19 protein-coding genes, 4 tRNA genes and 1 pseudogene are annotated in these 20,945 nt (G+C 70.9%); 9 read left to right on the top strand and 15 right to left on the bottom strand.

Annotated features, from left to right (window positions below; all coding sequences use genetic code 11):
* Positions 1 to 33: 33 nt before the first annotated feature.
* Positions 34 to 1,125 (top strand): ABC transporter permease, encoded by a 1,092-nt coding sequence (locus tag QFZ75_RS18570; protein ID WP_307544588.1) that lies wholly within the window; start codon positions 34 to 36, stop codon positions 1,123 to 1,125.
* 57 nt (positions 1,126 to 1,182) lie between these two features.
* On the opposite strand, the gene QFZ75_RS18565 is transcribed toward QFZ75_RS18570, so the two are convergent.
* The 4 genes from QFZ75_RS18565 to QFZ75_RS18550 all read right to left on the bottom strand — a co-directional run bounded on the left by QFZ75_RS18565 (position 1,183) and on the right by QFZ75_RS18550 (position 3,124).
* Positions 1,183 to 1,259: transfer RNA gene (locus QFZ75_RS18565), tRNA-Phe, on the bottom strand.
* Between the two features lie 27 nt (positions 1,260 to 1,286).
* Positions 1,287 to 1,361, bottom strand: a tRNA-Asp gene (locus QFZ75_RS18560).
* A 56-nt stretch (positions 1,362 to 1,417) separates the two neighbouring features.
* Positions 1,418 to 1,490 (bottom strand) — tRNA-Glu (locus tag QFZ75_RS18555).
* 80 nt (positions 1,491 to 1,570) lie between these two features.
* Positions 1,571 to 3,124, bottom strand: coding sequence for a metallophosphoesterase (locus QFZ75_RS18550; RefSeq protein WP_307538343.1), 1,554 nt, complete (start codon positions 3,122 to 3,124; stop codon positions 1,571 to 1,573).
* A gap of 183 nt (positions 3,125 to 3,307) precedes the next feature.
* On the opposite strand from QFZ75_RS18550, the gene QFZ75_RS18545 reads away from it, so the two are divergent.
* The 7 genes from QFZ75_RS18545 to QFZ75_RS18515 all read left to right on the top strand — a co-directional run bounded on the left by QFZ75_RS18545 (position 3,308) and on the right by QFZ75_RS18515 (position 10,196).
* A complete protein-coding gene (locus QFZ75_RS18545; RefSeq protein WP_307538341.1) occupies positions 3,308 to 3,658 on the top strand; it encodes a metallopeptidase family protein in 351 nt (116 codons plus the stop codon).
* A 208-nt stretch (positions 3,659 to 3,866) separates the two neighbouring features.
* A complete protein-coding gene (locus tag QFZ75_RS18540) occupies positions 3,867 to 4,385 on the top strand; it encodes a hypothetical protein (protein WP_307538339.1) in 519 nt (172 codons plus the stop codon).
* Positions 4,386 to 4,618: 233 nt separating this feature from the next.
* Positions 4,619 to 6,901, top strand: a complete 2,283-nt coding sequence (locus QFZ75_RS18535) for a DEAD/DEAH box helicase (RefSeq protein WP_307538337.1) — start codon at positions 4,619 to 4,621, stop codon at positions 6,899 to 6,901.
* 205 nt (positions 6,902 to 7,106) lie between these two features.
* The gene (locus QFZ75_RS18530; protein WP_307538335.1) at positions 7,107 to 7,751 is read left to right on the top strand and encodes a dihydrofolate reductase family protein; all 645 of its coding nucleotides are present in this window, start codon (positions 7,107 to 7,109) and stop codon (positions 7,749 to 7,751) included.
* A 172-nt stretch (positions 7,752 to 7,923) separates the two neighbouring features.
* Positions 7,924 to 9,459, top strand: coding sequence for an amino acid permease (locus QFZ75_RS18525; protein WP_307538332.1), 1,536 nt, complete (start codon positions 7,924 to 7,926; stop codon positions 9,457 to 9,459).
* Between the two features lie 144 nt (positions 9,460 to 9,603).
* A tRNA-Lys gene (locus QFZ75_RS18520) sits at positions 9,604 to 9,676 on the top strand.
* Positions 9,677 to 9,953: 277 nt separating this feature from the next.
* Complete coding sequence (locus QFZ75_RS18515; RefSeq protein ID WP_307538330.1) at positions 9,954 to 10,196, top strand: helix-turn-helix domain-containing protein; 243 nt, start codon at positions 9,954 to 9,956, stop codon at positions 10,194 to 10,196.
* Between the two features lie 579 nt (positions 10,197 to 10,775).
* Here QFZ75_RS18515 and QFZ75_RS18510 read toward each other — a convergent pair.
* Entirely contained in the window at positions 10,776 to 10,979 is a 204-nt protein-coding gene (locus QFZ75_RS18510) for a hypothetical protein (RefSeq protein ID WP_307538329.1), read from the bottom strand.
* 160 nt (positions 10,980 to 11,139) lie between these two features.
* Between QFZ75_RS18510 and QFZ75_RS18505 the strand changes: the two genes are divergently transcribed.
* Positions 11,140 to 11,400, top strand: coding sequence for a GntR family transcriptional regulator (locus tag QFZ75_RS18505; RefSeq protein WP_307538328.1), 261 nt, complete (start codon positions 11,140 to 11,142; stop codon positions 11,398 to 11,400).
* A gap of 57 nt (positions 11,401 to 11,457) precedes the next feature.
* Here QFZ75_RS18505 and QFZ75_RS18500 read toward each other — a convergent pair whose 3' ends face one another.
* From QFZ75_RS18500 to QFZ75_RS18455, 10 genes and pseudogenes are all read right to left on the bottom strand, one after another.
* Positions 11,458 to 11,814 carry a hypothetical protein gene (locus QFZ75_RS18500; RefSeq protein ID WP_307538326.1) on the bottom strand — a complete coding sequence of 119 codons (357 nt, stop codon included), beginning with the start codon at positions 11,812 to 11,814 and terminating at the stop codon, positions 11,458 to 11,460.
* The gene (locus QFZ75_RS18495) at positions 11,807 to 12,217 is read right to left on the bottom strand and encodes a hypothetical protein (RefSeq protein ID WP_307538324.1); all 411 of its coding nucleotides are present in this window, start codon (positions 12,215 to 12,217) and stop codon (positions 11,807 to 11,809) included. The genes QFZ75_RS18500 and QFZ75_RS18495 overlap by 8 nt, the downstream gene beginning before the upstream one ends.
* Positions 12,217 to 12,444: a holin gene (locus QFZ75_RS18490; protein ID WP_307538322.1), complete on the bottom strand. Its 228-nt coding sequence runs from the start codon at positions 12,442 to 12,444 to the stop codon at positions 12,217 to 12,219. Before QFZ75_RS18490 ends, QFZ75_RS18495 begins: the two co-directional genes overlap by 1 nt.
* Before the next feature lie 8 nt (positions 12,445 to 12,452).
* Entirely contained in the window at positions 12,453 to 12,641 is a 189-nt protein-coding gene (locus QFZ75_RS18485) for a LysM peptidoglycan-binding domain-containing protein (protein WP_307544586.1), read from the bottom strand.
* Positions 12,615 to 13,199 (bottom strand): annotated as a pseudogene (locus QFZ75_RS18480) (N-acetylmuramoyl-L-alanine amidase); the annotation flags it as partial. The gene QFZ75_RS18485 and the pseudogene QFZ75_RS18480, both read right to left, overlap by 27 nt.
* Complete coding sequence (locus tag QFZ75_RS18475) at positions 13,199 to 13,459, bottom strand: hypothetical protein (protein WP_307538320.1); 261 nt, start codon at positions 13,457 to 13,459, stop codon at positions 13,199 to 13,201. The pseudogene QFZ75_RS18480 and the gene QFZ75_RS18475, both read right to left, overlap by 1 nt.
* Before the next feature lie 64 nt (positions 13,460 to 13,523).
* The gene (locus QFZ75_RS18470) at positions 13,524 to 13,775 is read right to left on the bottom strand and encodes a hypothetical protein (protein ID WP_307538318.1); all 252 of its coding nucleotides are present in this window, start codon (positions 13,773 to 13,775) and stop codon (positions 13,524 to 13,526) included.
* Between the two features lie 12 nt (positions 13,776 to 13,787).
* On the bottom strand, positions 13,788 to 15,440 hold the full coding sequence (locus QFZ75_RS18465) for a right-handed parallel beta-helix repeat-containing protein (RefSeq protein WP_307538317.1): 1,653 nt from the start codon (positions 15,438 to 15,440) through the stop codon (positions 13,788 to 13,790).
* A 13-nt stretch (positions 15,441 to 15,453) separates the two neighbouring features.
* Positions 15,454 to 18,780, bottom strand: a complete 3,327-nt coding sequence (locus QFZ75_RS18460; RefSeq protein WP_307538316.1) for a hypothetical protein — start codon at positions 18,778 to 18,780, stop codon at positions 15,454 to 15,456.
* A 13-nt stretch (positions 18,781 to 18,793) separates the two neighbouring features.
* Positions 18,794 to 20,926 carry a hypothetical protein gene (locus tag QFZ75_RS18455; protein WP_307538315.1) on the bottom strand — a complete coding sequence of 711 codons (2,133 nt, stop codon included), beginning with the start codon at positions 20,924 to 20,926 and terminating at the stop codon, positions 18,794 to 18,796.
* Between the last annotated feature and the right edge of the window lie 19 nt (positions 20,927 to 20,945).

Genomic DNA, 20,945 nt, shown 5'->3' with positions numbered 1-20,945 from the left:
GTTACGCCCCTTTAGCGTGGGCTCATGTCCGAAATGCCGCACGGTGCCCATGGCAGGCCGCCCACGCGACGTGAACGCTGGGGCTTCTTCAAGGAGTCCCCCTTCCTCCCCGCGTCGGTGCTGGTGCTGATCCTCGCCGCCGCCGCGGGCCTCTTCGCGGGCTCGTACACGTACTCCATGGCGAACCCGACCCCGCGTCATGTGCCGACCGCGACGGTGGGCGCGTACGACGAGGGACGGGGCAAGGCCTTCGTCGCGGGGATGGAGAAGGCGCTCGACGCCTCTCTGAAGCTCCACGCGTACGACAGCAGGGCGGCGGCCCTCGAAGCGGTAAACGACCAGAAGGTCTTCGCGATCCTCGACGTGCGGGACTCGGGCGGCGCGGTGGTCCTCGACGTGTCCGCGGCGTCCGGGGCCTCGGTCGCGGAACTGCTGGAGCAGGCCGCGCCGGCCGTCGGCAGGGCCACGGGGGTGGCGGTCACGGTCCGGGACATCAAACCGCTGCAGGAGGGCGACCCGCGCGGCCTGGCGATCTTCTACATCTCGCTGGCGGCCGTGATCATCGGCTTCGTCGGGGCCATCCAGCTCAGCGTGCACGCACGGGCGCTGAACCCGCTGGAGCGCATCGCGTTCACGGCCGCGTACGCGCTGCTCGGCGGGTTCGTGATCGCGGCGGTGGTCGACTGGGCGCTCGGCGCGCTCGATCTGCCGTTCGTCGAGTCCTGGCTGATCCTCGCGCTGACCATGTTCACGTCCGGCATGGTCTTCACGATGTTCAACACGCTGTTCGGGCGCTGGGCGATGCTCCCCACCTGGGGGCTGATGGTCCTGCTCGGCAACCCGTCCTCGGGCGGCGCGGTCTCCTGGCCGCTGCTCCCGTCGCCCCTGGGCGTCATCGGCCGCTGGCTCCCGCCCGGGGGCTCGGTCAACGCCCAGCACACGGCGGTGTACTTCCCCGGCCACCAGCACGTGTTCCCGTTCCTGGTCCTGGCCGGCTGGGCCCTGGTGTCCTGCGCGGTCTTCTGGACCTGGCGCCACCGCCACCCGGGCGGCAGGGGGGAGGGCCCGGCCCACGCGGCGGGCGGCCCGCCCCCGGAGGCCTCCGCGGGCGGGGCGGCGGCCTGAGCCCGCCCGTACCGGGCGCACGACGAAGGCCCCGTCCTGGTGGACGGGGCCTTCGGGTGGTGGCTGGGGCCGGGATCGAACCGGCGACCTATCGCTTTTCAGGCGATCGCTCGTACCAACTGAGCTACCCAGCCACGCAGTTCACCGAAGTGATCTGCAAGCGGTCCTGACGGGATTTGAACCCGCGGCCTCCACCTTGACAGGGTGGCGAGCACTCCAAACTGCTCCACAGGACCCAGCTTTTGTGCGCGGACGAGCGGACTCAGTGTCGCACGTCGCACACGGTGTTGCGTGCCCCCAACGGGATTCGAACCCGTGCTACCGCCTTGAAAGGGCGGCGTCCTAGGCCGCTAGACGATGAGGGCTATCGGCCCGCCTGGGCGCTTCGCAGCGCGTCGGGGACGTGAGAAGCATATGGGATGTCGGGAGGGATCGCCAAAACGGTTTAGGGGGTGGGGGCGGACGGGGTGACGGTGGACGGCGCACCGGGCCGGTTCTCCTCGGGGAGATGCCGGCTGACCTCGGCCGTGGTGAGTCCGAGACCCCCGAGCCTGATCTCGTCCCAGGCCTGCAGACGGCGGGTGTCGCGGTCCAGGTAGAGGATCGACGTCTCGATCGGGTCGGGGTTCCTGCCCTCCACCGCGCGCAGTCCGCTGCCTCCCGTGGAGCCCTCGATGCGCAGCCGCGTGCCGTATTTCATGACCTCCATCTCCTGGTGGTGGACATGGCCCGCCAGGACCAGGGGCACGTCGCCGTCCGTCTCGCGCGCGGCCGTCGGGTTGTGCGCCACGGCGATGTCGACCGGCGTGCCGGCCGTCTCCTGGTCGCGCAGGGAGGAGGCGAGGCGGGCCCCCGCGAGCTCCTCCGACCGGTCGCCGCCCACCGCGGCCGAGCGGTCGGGGGTGAACTGCGGGTCCCCGACGCCCGCGAACCGCAGCCCCGCGACCGACACGGCCCGGCCGTCGTCGAGCACGTGCACGTTCTTCATGCGCTTCAGGTGGTCCTGCGTGGTCCGCGAGTCGTGGTTGCCGCGCACCCAGACGTACGGGGCGCCGAGGTCGGCCACCGGGTCCAGGAAGCCGTTCTCGGCCGCCGTCCCGTGGTCCATCGTGTCCCCGGAGTCGACGACGACGTCGATCCTGTACTGCTTCACCAGCGAGGCGATGATCTTCCAGCTCGCCGGGTTGAGGTGGATGTCGGAGACGTGCAGGACCCGGATGGTGGAGGGGTCCGGCGCGTACGCGGGCAGCGTGGACGTGGCGTCGTACAGCTTCGTCACGTTCGTCACCAGGCGGGCCAGCTCCTTCTGGTAGACGTCGAACTCGCTGACGATGCTGCGGGCGTTGCCGACGACCGAGGGGGCCGAGGAGAGCAGACCGGAGAACTTCGGCTCCAGGACCGACTTGGGGTTCCAGGTCGCGAAGGCCGTCGCCCCGCACGCGGCCAGCAGGGCCAGCGCCAGGCCGCCCGCAGCGAGGGCCCGGCGCGGGCGGCGGTAGACCGCGAGCCCCAGCGCGGTCGCGCCGGAGACGACGGCGACACAGGACCGTACGGCCAGGTCGAGCGTGCCGGCGCCGACGTCCTCGGCGACCTCGTCCTGGAGGCCGGAGAGCCGTTCCGGGTGGTCGACGAGGGCCTGCGAGCGGACCGGGTCGAGCTGGTCCACGTCCACGTCGAGACGCAGGGGCGCGGTGTGGCTGCGCAGTTCGAGGGCGCCGAGCGGGGAGACGTTGATCTTCGTGCCACCGGTGAGGGAGGGCCGCAGGGTCATCGTGGTGTCCATGGGGCCGACCGGGGCGCGCACGTTCCCGACGATCAGCAGGCCCAGCCACGCACCGAGCAGGACGACGGCGACGAGACCGAGCGCGCGGGTGTACGGGTGCGGCTGGGAGACGAGTTCGACGACGGGGCGGGGACGGCGGGCGCGGTAGTGGCGTACGAGGATGCGGGGAGCCTTTCGCACGCGGAGCAGAGCGGCGGCAGCGGGGACGCGGGCCATTCGGGCCGTATGCCCAGAGTGCGGAGCCGGTATGCGGTGGGGGCCCGTCGCCTTGCCGCCGCCCCTCCCGCCGCCCTCCCGCCGCCCCTCCCGCCGCCCCGCCCGGCCCCGGGGACCGGCCGGGCCCGCGGTTCCGTACGGGACGGCCCTGGCGTCCGGGCGCCGGTACCGGACAATGGTGGGGTGCTGGAGATGACGCGCGAGGAGTTCGAGGAACTGGTCGCCGAGGCGCTGGACCGGATCCCGCCGGAGCTGACGCGGCTGATGGACAACGTGGCGGTGTTCGTCGAGGACGAGCCGCCCGCCGACGATCCCGAACTGCTCGGGCTCTACGAGGGGACGCCGCTGACCGACCGCGGTGAGTGGTACGCGGGGGTGCTGCCGGACCGGATCACCATCTACCGGGAGCCCACGCTGCGGATGTGCGCCACGCGCGAGGAGGTGGTGGCCGAGACCGAGGTGACGGTGGTGCACGAGATCGCCCACCACTTCGGCATCGACGACGCCCGGCTGCACGCCCTCGGGTACGGCTGAGGTCCGGCCGCGCGCCCTCGGGTCCGGCCGGGGTCCGGTCGTACGCCTTCAGGCGCGGCCGGGGTCCGGCCGTGCGTGTGTCGTCGGCGGAGGGTCGCGTGTCCTCCTGCGGGCGGCGGGAGTTGGGCAGGGGGACCCCTCGTTCCCTTCCCCGCGCCGTCCGGGCCCGTCCGGGCACCGGGGGGACCCCATCCGGAGGTAGCTGCCCGTGCGCGCCAAGTACGTACCCGTCCGTCTGGCCGCCGCGGCCCTGGCCGTCGCCGCCTCCGCGGGCTGCATGAGCGTCGGTGACGACGAGGGGAACCGGGCCACTCCCTCCCACTCGGCGCAGCGGCGGGGCGACGGGGCATCCGACGGCGGGACGGCGGTGAACGGCGTGGGCCCCGGCCGCCGCGGGACGAGTGACGGAAAACACGCCCGGGTCAAGCCGGGCAGGTCCGCCTCCGGGTCGGCGTCACCGTCGGCCGGTGAGAGCGGTTCGGCCGCGCCGGAGAAGCCGGGCAAGGACGGTTCCACCGGGAAGCAGCCCGGGCCCGGGAAGCCGTCGCCGACGAAGGAGCAGCCCACGCCGACCCGCCCGGCACCCGAGCCGACGCCCACCCGGGAGACGCCGCCGCCGTCACCGGAGCCGAGCACCGCCGAGCCGTCGTCCTCGGCGCATCCGGAGCCCGAACCGCAGCTCGTCGAGCGCCGCGAGCCGGCGCCGCGGGCCGGCATCGCGGCCTGAGCCCATGAGGCCAGCGCACGCCTCTGACCTGCGGATTCGGGTCCGGTTTGCCTGAAACGGCAGAGGGTGCGTATGGTAGTAGATCGTTTGATCCTAATGCCCGGCGCCATCATAGAGCGCCGCGTGGCGCGTACTCTCCCCTTACCGTGGCTGACCGCATTGAGGCGGTCGTTTGCGAAATCACGGAGTTGACGGGCGCGTGCCGACGAGACTCCGGAAGGTTTCGCATTCGCATGTCCATTTCCAGTACTGATCACATCGTCGTGCCCGAGAACGAGGCGCCCGACGAGACCGCGGCCCCGGTGGCCCCCGCCGCCGACGCGGCCCCCGCGACCGTCGAGGCCGCTGCGGCGCCCGAGGTCACCTTCACCGACCTCGGTCTCCCCGAGGGCGTCGTCCGCAAGCTCGCGCAGAACGGCGTGACCAGCCCCTTCCCGATCCAGGTCGCGACCATCCCGGACGCCCTGGCCGGCAAGGACATCCTCGGCCGAGGCCGCACCGGCTCCGGCAAGACCCTCTCCTTCGGTCTGCCGCTGCTGACGCAGCTCTCCGGCGGTCACACCGAGAAGAAGAAGCCCCGCGGCATCATCCTCACGCCGACGCGTGAGCTCGCGATGCAGGTCGCGGACGCCCTCCAGCCGTACGGCGACGTCCTCGGCCTGAAGATGAAGGTCGTCTGCGGCGGTACGTCGATGAGCAACCAGATCTACGCCCTGGAGCGCGGCGTCGACGTCCTCGTCGCCACCCCGGGCCGCCTGCGCGACATCATCAACCGCGGCGCCTGCTCGCTGGAGAACGTCCAGGTCGCCGTGCTCGACGAGGCCGACCAGATGTCCGACCTGGGCTTCCTGCCCGAGGTCACCGAGCTGCTCGACCAGATCCCCGGCGGCGGCCAGCGCATGCTGTTCTCGGCCACCATGGAGAACGAGATCTCCACGCTGGTCAAGCGCTACCTGACCAACCCGGTGACGCACGAGGTCGACAGCGCCCAGGGCAACGTCACGACCATGTCGCACCACATCCTCATCGTGAAGCCCAAGGACAAGGCGCCGGTCACCGCCGCGATCGCCTCCCGCAAGGGCCGCACGATCATCTTCGTCCGCACCCAGCTGGGCGCCGACCGCATCGCCGAGCAGCTCTGCGACTCGGGCGTGAAGGCCGACGCGCTGCACGGCGGCATGACGCAGGGCGCCCGCACCCGCGTCCTCGAGGACTTCAAGAAGGGCTACGTCAACGCGCTCGTCGCGACCGACGTCGCCGCCCGCGGCATCCACGTCGACGGCATCGACCTGGTCCTGAACGTGGACCCGGCCGGTGACCACAAGGACTACCTGCACCGCTCCGGCCGTACGGCCCGTGCGGGGCGCAGCGGCACGGTCGTGTCGCTCTCCCTGCCGCACCAGCGCCGGCAGCTCTTCCGCCAGATGGAGGACGCGGGCGTCGACGCCACGCGCCACATCATCCAGGGCGGCGCCGCCTTCGACCCGGAGGTCGCGGAGATCACGGGTGCCCGGTCGATGACCGAGGTCCAGGCCGAGTCCGCGGGCAACGCGGCGCAGCAGGCCGAGCGCGAGGTGTCGCAGCTCACCAAGGAGCTGGAGCGCGCGCAGCGGCGTGCCGCCGAGCTGCGCGAGGAGGCCGACCGGCTGATCGCGCGGTCCGCGCGTGAGCGTGGCGAGGACCCGGAGACCGCGCTGGCCGAGGCCGCCGCCGTCGTCGAGGCCGCCGCGGCGGCCGTGGCGCAGGAGCCGGCGGCGCAGGCCGCCGGCAGCGCCGAGCCGGTGCGCGACGAGCCGCGCCAGCGTCGTGACGACCGTGGCAACTACGAGCGTCGTGACAACCGTCGCGACGACCGCCCGTCCGGTGGTTTCCGCCGTGACGACCGCGGTGGCGACCGTGGCGGCTTCCGCCGCGACGACCGTCCCTCGGGCGGCTCCGGTGGCGGCTTCAACCGCGACCGCCGCGACAACGACCGTCCGTCGGGCGGTTTCAACCGTGACCGCCGTGACGACCGTTCGTCCGGTGGCTTCAACCGTGACCGCCGTGACGAGCGTCCCTCGGGCGGCTTCCGCCGGGACGACGAGCGTGGCGCCGGCCGTTCCTTCGAGCGTCGTGACGACCGTCCGTCCGGTGGCTTCCGCCGCGACGACCGCCGCGACGACCGTCCCTCGGGCGGCTCCGGTGGCGGCTTCAACCGCGACCGCCGCGACGACCGCCCCTCGGGCGGCTTCAACCGTGACCGCCGCGAGGGCGACCGTCCGGCGAGCGGCTTCCGCCGTGACGACCGTCCGGCCGGCCACCGGGGCAGCGACCGTCCGTTCAACCGTGACCGCCAGGGCGACCGTCCCACCGGTGGTGGCTTCCGCTCCGGCGGCCACGACCGTCCGTACGGCCGTCGTGACGACCACCGCGGCACCGGCTCGGGCTCCGGCACCGGCTCCGGCACCGGCACCGGTTCGGGCTCCGGCTCGTCCTTCCGCCGCGACGACAAGCCCCGCTGGAAGCGCAACGGCTGACGGCCGCTGACGACGTAGTGCGCGAAGGGCCCGGACGACCTCGGTCGTCCGGGCCCTTCGCGCTGCGTTCCGCCGGACCTTTCGCGCCGGCACATTCCCTTGAAGAAAATCGCGGGTCGCTGTCGATCCGGCCACGTCCCGTTCGACGCCCTGGTGTGAGGCACTTCGCCGCACAAGCACGCGACCGGACCCGACGAGGAGACACGTGGACCAGCTGTTGAGAGTCATGAACTTCAGCGTCTCGAGCGACGGCATCGGTGCCGGTGAGCACCAGAGCCTCGAAAGCCCGTTCGGCGACGTGGACCCCGGGAGGCTGTTCGCCTGGGCCGGCGCCACGGCGAGCTGGCCCATGCGCACCGACCCCGGAGGCAGCCGCGGCCTCGACGACTACTTCACACGGGACTTCGCACGCAACATCGGCGCCGAGATCATGGGCCGCAACAAGTTCGGTCCCCAGCGCGGGCCCTGGCACGACCACGACTGGTGCGGCTGGTGGGGTGACGAGCCCCCCTTCCACACGCCGGTGTTCGTCATGACCCACCACGAACGTCCTCCGGTCACGCTCTCGGACACCACGTTCCACTTCGTCGACGCCGACCCCGCCACGGTCCTCGGACAGGCGCGGGAGGCGGCGCGGGGCCAGGACGTCCGACTCGGCGGCGGGGTCACCACCATCCGGCAGTTCCTCGACGCCGGCCTCGTCGACACCCTGCACGTGGCCGTCTCACCGGTGGAACTCGGTTCCGGGCTCCGGCTCTGGGAGTCCCCCGACGAGTTGACGGACCGATTCCACCTCGAGGTCGTGCCCAGCGCCAGTGGTGTCACGCACCACCTGTTCTGGCGGAAGTGACACGAGGCGCCCACCACCGGAGCGCCATGGTTCGAGCCGTGCTTCCCGAACCGCCTTCCCGAACCGCGTTTCCGAACCGCGTTTCCCGGGCCGTGCTTCCCGGGCCGTGTTTCGGCCAGATCAACCACACTGTGGCGCATGTCATACCCCCGGCGAGGGAATTGCTGGGGGCATGACAGATGACGCCAGAGTGAGTGGGCTGTCGGACGAAGAGCGGCTGGCCCAGCTCGGCTACACCCAGGTTCTCGCCCGCCGCATGTCGGCGTTCTCCAACTACGCGGTCTCCTTCACGATCATCTCGGTCCTGTCGGGCTGCCTGACGCTGTACCTGTTCGGCATGAACACCGGCGGGCCCGCCGTGATCACCTGGGGCTGGGTCGCGGTCGGGCTCATGACCCTGTTCGTCGGGCTCGCGATGGCCGAGATCTGTTCGGCGTATCCCACCTCCGCGGGCCTGTACTTCTGGGCCCACCGCCTCGCCCCGCCCCGGACGGCGGCGGCCTGGGCGTGGTTCACGGGGTGGTTCAACGTCCTCGGCCAGGTCGCGGTGACGGCGGGCATCGACTTCGGCGCGGCCTCGTTCCTGGGCGCGTACCTGAACCTGCAGTTCGACTTCGAGGTCACCCCCGGCCGCACGATCCTGCTCTTCGCGGGCATCCTCGTCCTGCACGGCCTGCTGAACACCTTCGGCGTACGCATCGTCGGCCTCCTCAACAGCGTCAGCGTGTGGTGGCACGTCGTGGGTGTCGCGGTCATCGTGGGCGCGCTGACCTTCGCGCCGGACCACCACCGGTCGGCGTCGTTCGTCTTCACCGAGTTCGTGAACAACACGGGCTGGGGCAGCAGCTTCTACGTCGTGCTGCTCGGCCTGCTGATGGCGCAGTACACCTTCACCGGGTACGACGCCTCGGCGCACATGACGGAGGAGACGCACGACGCGGCCACGGCCGGCCCCAAGGGCATCGTCCAGTCCATCTGGACGTCGTGGATAGCGGGCTTCGTGCTCCTGCTCGGCTTCACCTTCGCCATCCAGTCGTACGAAGGCGCCCTCGACTCGCCGACGGGTGTGCCGCCGGCCCAGATCCTGCTGGACGCGCTCGGCGCGACGGCGGGCAAGCTCCTGCTCCTCGTCGTCATCGGCGCACAGCTCTTCTGCGGCATGGCGTCGGTGACCGCCAACTCCCGCATGATCTACGCCTTCTCGCGCGACGGAGCGCTGCCGTACTCGCACCTGTGGCACTCGGTGAGTCCGCGCACCCGCACACCCGTCGCGGCGGTGTGGCTCGCGGCGCTGGCCGCGCTGGTCCTCGGCCTGCCGTACCTGATCAACGTGACCGCGTACGCGGCGGTGACGTCGATCGCGGTGATCGGCCTCTACATCGCGTACGTCATCCCGACGCTGCTGCGGCTGCGCAAGGGCGAGGACTTCCAGCGGGGCCCGTGGCACCTGGGCCGCTGGTCCCGTCCGATCGGCATCGTGGCGGTCGTCTGGGTCGGCGTGATCACGGTCCTCTTCATGCTCCCCCAGGTCTCACCGGTCACCTGGGACACCTTCAACTACGCCCCCGTCGCCGTCCTGGTGGTCCTCGGCTTCGCCGCGGCGTGGTGGTTCGCCTCGGCCCGCCACTGGTTCCTCAACCCGGACCACGAGCGCACCCGCGCCCGCCTGGCGGCCCGCGCCGGCGTCCCGGAGCCACTCGATCCGTGACACCGCGCACGTGGTTCCGCACCTCGTGCGGCTCCTCCGACACGGCCGTGACACCGATACCCGATCGGAGTCCCGGCCGCGTCCGGCTATGCTCGTTCCTGCACCGGCGCCGGTCGGTGCGTGCACCGGCGTCGGCCGACGCACGGACCCTTAGCTCAATTGGCAGAGCAGTGGACTTTTAATCCATTGGTTGTGGGTTCGAGTCCCACAGGGTCTACGTAAGAGTCCCCAGCTCACAGGTACTTGGAGCTGGGGACTCAGTCGTTTTCGTACCGTCTCGTGTCGCCCTGCTGGCCCGCTGCTGGCCCGAAAGTCCGGGAACGAGCAAGGGCGGCCACCTGGTAGGTGGCCGCCCTGCTCCTGCCTCGGCGCCCTCTCCGGGGCTCTGGGGTGGAGAGCGGGCCCCTGAGCCCCAACGCGTCGGCAGGTCTATCCGCCCATGATCGCCAAATGCTGAACGCATTCAGCAGACTTGTGATCATCGTCGCCTGAGCGTGGGGCGAGTGCAAGAGCTGCCCGACGATGACACCTGGATCACCGACCACCGCCGAACCATCGGCGCCCGTATCCGTGCTGAGCGAGAGCGGCAGAAGCTCACCCAGGAACAGGTCATCCTCGCCGGACGTATCGACCGCGTGACCATCTGGCGTGTCGAGACCGGGGAAGACGTGAAGCTCTCCACGCTGATGAAGATCGCCCGCGTCCTCGACGTTCCACTCGCTGACCTCGTGCGGTGAGCGGCCCCGGTCGGGGCACAGTTCCCGGCCGGGGCCTTCATCCCGTCCACCCCAGAACCACGGGGACGGGGCGGGCGGGAGTCTCAGTGGCGCGGCGGGCGGCGCTGCTGCGTCGTCTGGAACGGGGCCTTCGGGCACGGGGCCACGTGCAGGAACACAGTGGTGCCGGGGCCCGTCGGTGAAGGGATGTCGTACGCCGTGTGCGCCTGGGTCGGACGGATCGGCTTGTCGCAGCGCCCGCAGATCCTCACCTGGCCTCCCTCATTCCGTGAGCGGTAGACGCCAGCGCGTGCAGCGCCCGGGCGTCCGGGCAGTAGGTCATCCGCGTGCATTCCTGACAGATGCCGACGTGTATCTGGAGTACGCGATTCGCATGGAGGTGTATGCATACGCTGCACGCCTGCGGTGTCCACCTGGTCAGGAGGCCGTGGTCGGCGCTGAGGCGGGGGCCGAGCGGCGCCAGCGTGGCCTGCCGGTGGCCGCACCACACGCAGGCCCGTCCCTCGCGCTGGTCCTCGCGGCGGGTGTGGATCTTCGGTACGGGCAGCATGCCGGCCGCGTCGACGAAGCCGGGGTGCATTACAGCCGGTCCGCGAGCGGGATCAGACCGTGCTTCATCTGGCAGTCGTGGCAGGCGAACAGGTTGCCAGCCGTGCCCGGCCCGGCCGGCGCCTCAAGAACGAGGATCAGGCGGACGCCTCTGCAATGCCCCTTGTGCCACGCGCAGTACCCGTACGCGATGGGGCTGGTCGGGCTGCCTCCGGGCTCGGTACGCTCATGCATGTCGACCGCTCCTCCAAGCGTCGGCCGTCCCCCGGGCCTGGCAGGGCCGCGGGGGTTTCTCGTGCCTCCGGACGATACGCCAACTTGGTACGTCTTGGTACGTCCTCGGACGGCCTAGGCAGATCTATGCCCACACGAGTGGTCCTCTTACGGTCGAAGCATGATCAGCCTCGACCGGGACGCCATGACGCCGATGTACGTGCAGCTCGCCAACGTGCTGCGCGACCGCATCCGGCGCGGCGAAATCCCGGTAGGCCGGCGCCTGCCGTCCCAGTCCGAGCTCGAGGAAGAGACCGGCGGCACCGTGTCGAGGCGAACCATCAAGAGCGCGATCGAGGTCCTCGTCGACGAAGGCCTCGTCCAGGGCGTGCAGGGGAAGGGCGTGTTCGTGATCGCCCTGCCCAGCAAGAGCACCGACTGACCCTGGACGCACAAAAGCGGCCCCGCCCTCCCCACGAAGGGGAGAACGGGGCCGCGATCAGTCGAAGCTGTACGGGACCAGCTCCCGGGGGATCTCCTCGGGAGCTTCCTGGTGGACGGCCAGGCGCCGGTTCGCCCGGCGGATGATGCGCATCGCCATCCGCAGCAACCGCTCAAGATGGGTGACCTTCTCCTTCTGCTGTTCCACGATCGCCGTGAGATGGTCGACCTTCTCCTCGAGAACCGAGAAGCGCCGCCAGATCTCCGGCGACACCCGCAGTTCCCCCTCCTCCGGCTCGTCCGTCATCCGCTCGAGCGCGGTCCGCTCGCGCGGCGTCGAGATCTTCGCCACCAGTACCGACCCGATCAGGCCGAGCACGGCAATGATCACGCCCTGGACCGTGCTTTCACCCATGCGTCCGCCCCCTCGAGAGCACGGCGACGATCGCGATGAGCAGGACGATCGCCGCATAGATGGGCACTGCCGCCCACGCCACCTCGTAGGCGCCAGTGGCCGCGGTCGCCGTGAACGACAGCGCCCAGTACGCCGGCGGCAGACAGACCGCGGCGAACCCCCACATGTCGCGGCCCGGCCGGAGCGTCCCGGCGATGATGCCGAGGACGCCGGCCGCAATCCACACCCCGCCCCACGCCTGAATGCACATGATGCGGATCAGGGGCGCGGTGCCTGAGGTGATGGAGCCGCGGGTGGTGAGGATCAAGCCGAGCCCGTAGACGATCCAGCAGCTGCCGATGCCTGCGAGCGCGAGGCCGCGCCAGCCCAGGTGGCGCCAGGCCCGAGCCGACGCGGCCCGCATCAGACGTCCGTGCGCGGCGTATGCGGCGCCGCCCACCCGGCGATCCAGGTTGCGGCGGCCGGGACCAGGGCGAGGACGAACGGCTCCAGCGCGTCCGGCATACCGCCGATGAGCGACGGGTCGTTGGTGACGCCGCCGAGGACGGCGAGCCCGGCGAGGCTGGCCAGGTAGGCGACCGCGCTGCCGGCCTTGACCTTCGTCTCGATGGGAGCGGATGCAGATGCCATGGTGTACCTCACTTCTTGGGGAGCTTGAGGACCTGGCCGACGCTGAGCGTGTCGCCCTTGAGTCCGTTGAGGGTCTTGATCTCGGCGAAGCGGGAGCCCGCGCCGAGCTTGGCCGCGGCGATCGACCAGAGCGTGTCCCCCTCGCGGACCGTGTACGTCACGGCCGGGGCGAGGCGGGCCTTCACCCGGGCCCGCATGCCGGCCATGGTGAAGCCGCGCGGGTCGCTCTTCCCGGGCTGCCACTCCAGGTGCCCGATCACCGACTCCTCGGACCAACCGTGGTGCCGGCAGATCGCGGCCGCCACGCGCTCGATCGCGAGTAGCTGCTCGGCGGGCCACGGGTCGCGGCCGTCGCCGAGGTTCTCGCACTCGAAGCCGTAGAAGTGCCGGTTCCCGTCGGTGTTCGCCTCGTTGGCGGCGGGCAGCGCCTTCTCCGCGATGACGGCCTGGAGGACGTCGTCGTCGCCGAGGCCCGCGTGGTTCGCGCGCCCGTACCCGATCAGGTGGACGCGGCCGTCCTTGGTGATGACGCCGTGGCACAGCGGGCCCGGCAGGCCGCTGTAGCCGTCGCGGCAGATGGCGACGGTCTTCGCCGAGCCGGAGGTGACGGTGTGGTGGATCATCACGCCGTGGACCGGGCCGAACGGGCCCTTGTGGTTGCGGTTGTGCTGCTCCCACTCGCCGACCTCGACGACGGTGCAGCCCTCGGCGCGCAGCAGCGCGGCGAACGTGTGCGCGGTGGGTGCCGAGGCCATCAGATCTCCTCATACGTCTTGGCGAAGATGTCTGGCTTGCAGGGGTAGAACGTGCCGGGCTTCCCGTCGGGGATCACCCAGTCGTCCGCCCGCGCGGGAGCCTCGTCGCCGTGCACGGTGGTGAGGATCAGGTGGTCCGGGTTCTTCTCGGTAGGGCCGTAGATCCCTTCGGCACCGAAGGCGTCCCAAATCTCCTGGACGTTGCTGCCGGTGAACTGGATGGCTTCGATCTCGACGGGGAGCTTGCGGTAACGGGTCACGGGCGGTTCCAGACATGAGGAAAGCCCCGGCCGGGCGGCGCGAGGCGGAAGGGAAGAGGGGCGGTCAGTCCTCGGGAGGACCGAAGTACATCGGCCGCATCACGACCGTGACGTTCCGGTTCGACGAGTCGTGATGCCCGGCAAGCTCGACAAGCACCCCGTTCAGCGCCGGCGGCTCCGTCGGCCACGCCTCCAGCTCGGCCAGGACGAACGCGCGCACCGCCTCGAACTGCGTCTCGTCCCCCTGGTTGTCGGCCGCCGTGACCTGCTCGACGACGTCCGCGAGCAGGCCTTCGGCGCGCAGGGTGAAGCTCATGATTCCTCCGGGTCAGGTGGAGAGGTCGGTGGCCGTGGTGGAGTCGCCGGTCACGCCCGTCTCGATGTTGACGCCGATGCCGGCGGCGCCGTCCGGGGCCGCGGCGCCGGTCCAGGGGCCGCGCCAGTCGTTGCCGTACCGCTGGATCAGCGAGCACGTGCCGGAGATCGACAGGCCGTGCCTGGCTTCGTTGCCCGACCCGTTGCCCCTGACTTTGTTCCCGGAGAAGGACAGCGAGGTCGCGCTGGTCGACGCCCTGATCCCGTAGTACGTGGCGTTGGCGGCCCGGCCGGGCGAGCGCACGTAGTTGTTGCGCATGTGCAGGTCGTTGCCGCCCTGGAGGAGCAGGCCGTTGTTGCCGGTGTCGCGCGTCTGATTGCCGATCACCGTGGAGTGTGAGGTGTTGATGAGGGTGATCCCGTGGGCGGCGGGCGTCCACACCACGTTGCTGCTCACGACGAGGTTGTTGCAGTCCTCCGTACTGATGCCGGTCCCGTTGACGTTGGCGACCACGTTGTCGCCGACCGTCGCCCGGGAGACGTTCTGCATGCGGATGCCGTTCTGGCCGCCGCTGCTCCCGTCGATGGTGTTGCCGGTGACCGACAGGTTGAGGACCGTTCCCGACGTCTCGCCGAGCGCGATGATCGGCTCGTCGTAGCTGCCGCCGCCCCGGAAGCTGTTGCCGGTGACGGTGATGTTCCGCATGTTCTGCGAGGCGCCCGTGGACGCGCCGGTGGTGTCCTTCGTGTCCTCCGGGTCGGACAGGATCACGGTCCGGATCCTCACCCCGGAGCCGCAGGACACGAACGTGTTGTTCGCGATCACCACGTCCTCCCAGTTGTACGCGGACACCGCGTACTGGAGGATCCCCTCGAAACTGCAGTCGGTGACACGGATCCGGCGGTGCCAGCGCGTGATCGTCGCCGAGTGGGAGCCGACTCCGCGCGGCCACGCGGTGGTCCCCGCCGTGCCGGACGCGCCGAAGTGGCAGCCAGAGATGCTGACGTCCTCGCACGGCGTGTGGTCGTAGGGTCCGAAGCCTCCGAAGACCCCGACGCTCTTGGCGAGGTCGACCTGCACGGCCTCGCTGAAATCCCTGCCACCGGGGTCGACGTAGCCGCGGAACTGGCAGCCGGAGATGCTGCCGTGCGTCGTCGAGTTGAGCTCGATCCCGTGGAAGCCGGGCGTGTCCCGGATCTCCAGATCCCTGATGACGACGTCCGTGGCGTGCCCGATGGAGATGCACATCGCGCTGCCCGTCAGACCGACCGTGGTCCCCCTCATGTTCCACAGGCCGCCCTCGATGACGATCCGCGAGTGCCCGGTGTACCCGCCGAAACTCTGCCCCGGGTCGCCGTTGAGGAGCATCGTCCCGGCGACGTTTCGCCGGAACTCGGCCCCAGCCATGAGCGTGAGGCGCGTGTTGCCGTAGATCCGCAGCGTGGCGCCGATCAGGTACACCCCGGGGGGCACGACGACCTGCGCGCCGCCCAAGTCCCGGGCGGCGTTCAGGGCGAGCTGGATCCCCGGGGAGGCGCTGGCCGTCCCCGAGGAGTCCGCGCCGAAATTCGTGACCATGTACGAGGCGCGGCCTGCGTTCATCGCCTCCAGCCGCGCGGCGGTGATGTCCATACCGGGCTGCCATCTTTCGAACGGCGTCGTCACAGACAGGCCCTCCTTACAGGGGTGCGATGGCGGGGCGGGCCAGCCGGATGCCGGCCCCGGCGGCGTGCGGCTTTACGACGCCGTTGACGCTGCGCAGGACGGTCATCTGCTGCAGGCCCACCACCTCGAAGTTGTCGAAGCGCAAGATCGGGTTGACGTTCGTGCTGCCGGCGAACGCGGACGCGGTCAGGCCCACAGCCCCGGTCTCGATCGGGTTCGTGACGACCGTCGAGTCGAGGTGCCACACCGCGGGCTCGGGTGTGGCCACGGGCCACACCCGCATGCGGATGCGGTGGCCGTCGATCCGGGCCCTCACCTCGATCTCGGCTCCGGCCGTGTACGTGTAGGGCACGGACAGGGCGGAGGCCTCGATCTGCGTGGTGTCGCGGGTGGAGGACACGAACAGGGCGCCGCCGGTGGCGAAGTGCAGGCGGGCCCGGTAGTAGTTGCTCGTGCTCGTGTAGCGCAGCAGGACGCTGGGAACGAGGGAGGCGCCGGTGGCGACCTGTGAGGACGACATGCGGCACCGCACCTCGCAGTCCCCGACGCCCGGCACCAGGTGCTGGAAGCGGACCGTGGAGACGGCCGAGGGCAGGGTGACGGTGCCGCGGGCGCCGTCCACCGCCCGCTCCGAGGCTGACCCGCCGGGTGCCGTCCACACCTGCCCGCCGGAGGAGGTGCCCCATCCGTTGGCCACGCTGCGGGTGAACGTGTCGGCGACGTAGGCGATGGCGCTGGCGGTGACCTCCTCGCCGCCGACCTCCAGGAGAATTGGCATCTCGCCCGGGTCGGTGGTCCACGGCAGGCCGGCCGTGGTCTGCACGTCCAGCACGGTCGCTGTCGCCGTAGCGCCCGTGGCGAGCTGTGAGGCCGAGCCGCCGGCCTTGCCGTAGACAGGGTGCTCGACCCGGGCGGTGTTCCACGGCGCGCCCGGCGAGCAGTTGAACGTCACCCGCCACTCGTGCAGGTCCAGCCGTTCCTTGACCCCTTCGACGATGAGGTCCAGGTCGCCGAACTCGACGAACCCCGGCAGGCCGGTGACGCGGATGAGGTCGCCCTCGCGCAGGGCCAGGACGGCGGGGATGAGGGCCTGGGCGCCCGGCTTGTGGAGCATCACCGACACCGCCGGGTAGACGGCGCCCTCGTGCGTGCGCAGGTGCAGGCGCCAGTACGCGATCGGCTCCGCCTGGACGTCGTCGTCCAGCGACAGATCCAGCGACTCGTCGTACAGGCCGATGCCCAGGGGCGGGTCCTGCACCGACAGGCGTCCCTCCTCGAGGACGGCACGGGCCTCGGATCCGCCGATGCGCTTGACGGTGACGTCGTTGCGCACGGAGTCGGAACGGGCGGCGGGCCGCAGGTCGTCGGCGGCCAGGCCCGGCAGGCCGGCGTCCAGGACGAGGGCGGGTTCCTGGGTGTAGAGGCTGGATCGGTCGCGGTAGATCAGGCCGAGCCGGTCGCGGTCCTCCAGCAGCATCCCGCCGTCCGCGGCCGCCGCGGCCTGCAGCAGGTCGACCAGCTTCTCAGGAAGCTGCGGGCCGACCCGCTGCGGTGTGAGCGGTCCCGAGATGCGGGCCATCGGGAGGTTCTCCTCCGCGGCGAGGCGCCGCATCCGCTCCCACGCCGTCTCCCCGGAGTACGCGGAGTCGCTGCCGTCGTAGATCGTGGACGCGGCGGTCGGCATCACCGACAGGTGACCGATCGACCAGCCCTCCGTCAGCGCGCCCCAGGTCGCGGTGACGGCCTGGACGTACCCGGGCGTGCCCGTGATGGTCTTCGCCAACTGCAAGGTGGAGCCGTTGACGTTGGCGAACCCGAAGACCCATTCCAGCGTGCCGCCGCCGAGATCCTGCACGTAGAACCGCAGCCGGTACCAGCCGTGGAAGACGTCATCGGCGAGGTTGACGGACGTGAACACGACATCGGTGCCGGCCGCGTCAAAACCGTAGATGCGGGCCGAGCCGTCCCGCATGGTGATGACCCAGCGGCGGACCGTGCCCGTGGTGGAGACGGACAGCACCTCGGCCCACGGGCCCGCAGCCGGCGGCCGCTTGTCGTCCGCGTTGTACACCATCTCGACCTGCCAGGCCCCGGCCGCAGCCGGCGGGACGATCGCGGACAGGGTGGCCGCGGCGGTGAGACGGGGCAACGCGCGGGACGAGGGCAGCGTGTCGACGGCTGCCCATTCCACGCCGGTGACGGCCGCCGGCTGCACGCCCGTGATGGGCGAGTAGGCGCGCGACGCCTGGTTGTCCTCCTCCATCGGCCAGTACGCGATCGGCGCGCCGCTCGGGATGCGGCGGCGCAGGGTGGAGTGCAGGGCCTTGGTGCCCTGCTCGTAGCGGCGCAGCACGCCGGACGCCTCCACCGACGACCACACGTCGGAGCCGTCGCTCTGCCACTCCTTGGGCCACTCCGAGACCTCGCCGATGAAGCGGAACGCGCGGTCGCTGATGTGCGCGCCGCCGCTGTAGGACCAGGTGCGGCCCGCGGAGTCGGCGAAGGCGGCCGTTCCGAGGGGCTGCGCCTCGAAGTTGGGGCTGGCCACGACGGTGCCCGCGATGCCGTTGCGGACCTCTGCGGCGTAGACGCGGCCCTCCAGCGGGCGGCGCGGCGGGGTCGTGGTCAGGTCGCTGGGGGTGATCGTGAGCGGCGCGGTGGACGCGTAGATCGTGACGGGGTTGGCGGCCGTGTAGTCGCCGGCGAGCTGGGTCCACGGCCCGGCCAGGGACGGCGCCCAGTAGTGCCGCACCGTGTAGCCGCCGCTGCCGTTGTCGGCGTCGAGGACCGCACGGAGAGCGGCGCGCCGCGGCAGCGCAGGCAGCGACTTCCACACGATCGGACCGCTGCTGCCGTCACGTGCGACGTGCAGGTAGAGCGCGCCGTCCTGGAGGCGCAGCTGGTACGACCGGTCGCCCGCCAGCCCCCACTTCCCGATGAGAACCCTCGCGCCGGGCCCGTACCAGTTGGCCTCGCCCTCCCACCGCAGATCCAGGTCGCCGGTGATGTCGAGCGCCGCGGCGTCGGGGGTGGAGGCGAAACTGTCCGCGGCGCCGGGCAGTTCGAGGTGGTGAGCCCAGCCGGGCACGGACAGGCGGATGGGAGTGTTCTGCCCGATCTGCCCCCACAGTGGGGACATGGGGTTGCCCGGGCTGTACTTCCCGTCGCGGTTGTTGAACGTCAGCGTCAGGTGCCCGGGGTCGGTGCGGGCGCCCCGGTCGCGGCGCCCGTGGTCGATCTCCTTGGGGTCGCGCACGTACACCTCCGCGCTGACGTCGCTCCACACCCCGTTCAGCTGCAGCTCGGTACGGATGTCCAGCGGGGTGCTCGGGAACGCCACAGCGGTCCTCTCCTTACTGGCCGAAGGCCTTCTGCACGTCGCCGCCGGCGTCGCGGACGACGATGGCGCGGATGATCTGCTTGACGGCCTCGGGCCCGGCGACCTCGACGAGGATCCGGGCGGCCGCGGGCGGGCCGGCGCCCGCGGCTCCGGCCCGGTAGGCGCCGCTCATGCCGGGCACGTCGACCAGGCCGTCCAGGGCGGACTGCACGCCCGGGGCGCCGTTGGTGATGCCCTGTCCGAACGCGTCGGCGAGCGCCATGCCGGAGTAGAGGGTGTAGCCCCGGCCGGAGAACGGGCCCTCCTTGGCGGGGCTGAAGGGGAAGTAGTCCCTCGCCGCCGAGACCACGCTGGAGGCGGCGTTCTTCACGGAGCCGAGCATGTTCTTGATGCCGTTGATGAAGCCCTGGATCAGGGCCCGGCCGGCGCCGGTGAGGACGGAGCCGAGGTTGCCCAGGGCGGAGCGGACCCGGCCCGGGATGCCCTTCACCCAGTTGATCAGCTCGGTCGCCTTGTTCACGGTGGCCGACTTCATGGCCGACCAGTGCTTGATCAGCAGGCCGAGCGCCGTCCAGTTCAGGAACGCCTGGTAGATCCAGCCGGGGATCTTCCGCACCCACGCGACCACGGCGTTCCAGGCGCTGACCGTGGCGTTCTTGATGTCGGACCAGTGCTTGATGATCAGGCCGAGGATCGTCCAGTTGAGGAACAGGTCCCAGATCTTCTGTGCGACGCCCTGGATCCAGCTCCAGACCGCGTTCCAGACGGCGATGGTGAAGGCCTTGATCTGGTCCCAGTAGGCGATGATCAGGGCGACCAGGGCGATGACGGCGAGGATGATCCAGCCGACCGGGCCCATGGCGATCAGCCACTGCGCGGCCATCGTGGCCGCCCAGATGACCGCGCGGGCGGCCATCATCACGAACTGGGCGACGGTGACGAGGGCAACGCGGATGATCTGCACGAGCCACGTCGCAGCCATCCGGGCCGCCGAGGCTGCCCACACCGCGGCGGTGCGCGCGGCGCTCACCACGGCGGCTGCCGCGATGCGGACGTAGGCCATGATGCCGACGGCCATCATCCGGGTCCATCCGGCGATTGCGGTCCATGCCGAGGACGCCATGATGACGTTCGCGGTCCGGACCGCCACGGCGCCGGCGCGGTACAACTTCATGCCGATGACGACCGAGGCGATCGCCACCGCCAGGACGTTCAGCACGCTGGGCGGCATCGCGTTGATGACCTGTGCCAGGACCAGCGCCAGCTGCGTCGTGATGCCGATCAGCGGGCCGAGGGCCACCAGCAGGTTCCCCACGGCGACGGCCAGTGTGCCGAGCGTCTTGGCGCCCTGCTTGGCCAGCGCGACGAACTCGGCGAACCCCTCGCTCTTGGACAGGCCCTGTCCCCAGCGCGCGAACGACGCGGTGGCGGACTCGAACCCCCCACTCATCTCGTCCGACATGGGCAGGAAGGCTTTGATCACACCGCCGATCCCGACCGCGATGTTCTTCAGCCCGGTCAGCAGCGCCTTGAGGTTCTGACCTGCGACTTTCGCCATGGACTGTGCGAATGCCTCCAGGCCCTTGCCGCGGGTCGAGCGGTCGATCTCGTCGATGAACTCGCCGAAGGCCTTCGAGGCCGCCTTCACGAACGGGGTGAGCAGCGGCAGGAGGCGGCGCACCACCTGCAGGCCCTTGGTGAAGACCGGCATGGTCGAGGACGACAGTGAGTCGGACCACTGGGAGTAGTCCTTTTTCAGGCCGATGAACTCCTTGGCCATCGCGCGGGTTGCCGGAGGAAGATCCTTGAGGGCGTCGGTGTACGCCTTCTGCTTCTCGGCGGCGTCCTCCGCGCCGGAGGCTGCGGCCTTCTCCGCCTCCTCGGCGAGGGTGGCCACCTCGGCGACGGCCTGCATCTGCGGGCCGACCGCCATCTGGAACGCCTTCGCCGCGATGCCCGCGGAGGCGAACGCGGCTGCCATGCCGCCCACGCCGGCCGCCACCGCGGCGGCCACCGGCACGCCCACGCCGAGACCCAGCACGCCCTTGCCGAGGCCGGTCAGGATCTTCTTGGCCTTGGCGGCGCCGGCGTTCATCTGGTCGGTGTCGATCCCCAGGCGCACGGACATCGAGGCGAGGGTGGTCACGGGCCATCACCCCCTCGCG

The sequence above is a fragment of the Streptomyces sp. V3I8 genome (genome assembly GCF_030817535.1).
GTDB lineage: Bacteria > Actinomycetota > Actinomycetes > Streptomycetales > Streptomycetaceae > Streptomyces.
Note: the sequence above shows the minus strand (reverse complement) of the source record. Positions and strands in the feature narration are given on the sequence as shown.

Excerpts from the sequence above, each read along its gene's own strand:
- QFZ75_RS18470 (WP_307538318.1), bottom strand. The coding sequence starts at position 13,775 with ATGAGCTTCACCCTGCGCGCCGAAGGCCTGCTCGCGGACGTCGTCGAG.
- QFZ75_RS18535 (WP_307538337.1), top strand. The coding sequence starts at position 4,619 with ATGTCCATTTCCAGTACTGATCACATCGTCGTGCCCGAGAACGAGGCG.
- QFZ75_RS18505 (WP_307538328.1), top strand. The coding sequence starts at position 11,140 with ATGATCAGCCTCGACCGGGACGCCATGACGCCGATGTACGTGCAGCTC.
- QFZ75_RS18550 (WP_307538343.1), bottom strand. The coding sequence starts at position 3,124 with ATGGCCCGCGTCCCCGCTGCCGCCGCTCTGCTCCGCGTGCGAAAGGCT.
- QFZ75_RS18525 (WP_307538332.1), top strand. The coding sequence starts at position 7,924 with ATGACAGATGACGCCAGAGTGAGTGGGCTGTCGGACGAAGAGCGGCTG.
- QFZ75_RS18570 (WP_307544588.1), top strand. The coding sequence starts at position 34 with ATGCCGCACGGTGCCCATGGCAGGCCGCCCACGCGACGTGAACGCTGG.
- QFZ75_RS18485 (WP_307544586.1), bottom strand. The coding sequence starts at position 12,641 with ATGCGGGCCCGGGTGAAGGCCCGCCTCGCCCCGGCCGTGACGTACACG.
- QFZ75_RS18495 (WP_307538324.1), bottom strand. The coding sequence starts at position 12,217 with ATGCGGGCCGCGTCGGCTCGGGCCTGGCGCCACCTGGGCTGGCGCGGC.
- QFZ75_RS18510 (WP_307538329.1), bottom strand. The coding sequence starts at position 10,979 with ATGCATGAGCGTACCGAGCCCGGAGGCAGCCCGACCAGCCCCATCGCG.
- QFZ75_RS18490 (WP_307538322.1), bottom strand. The coding sequence starts at position 12,444 with ATGGCATCTGCATCCGCTCCCATCGAGACGAAGGTCAAGGCCGGCAGC.
- QFZ75_RS18500 (WP_307538326.1), bottom strand. The coding sequence starts at position 11,814 with ATGGGTGAAAGCACGGTCCAGGGCGTGATCATTGCCGTGCTCGGCCTG.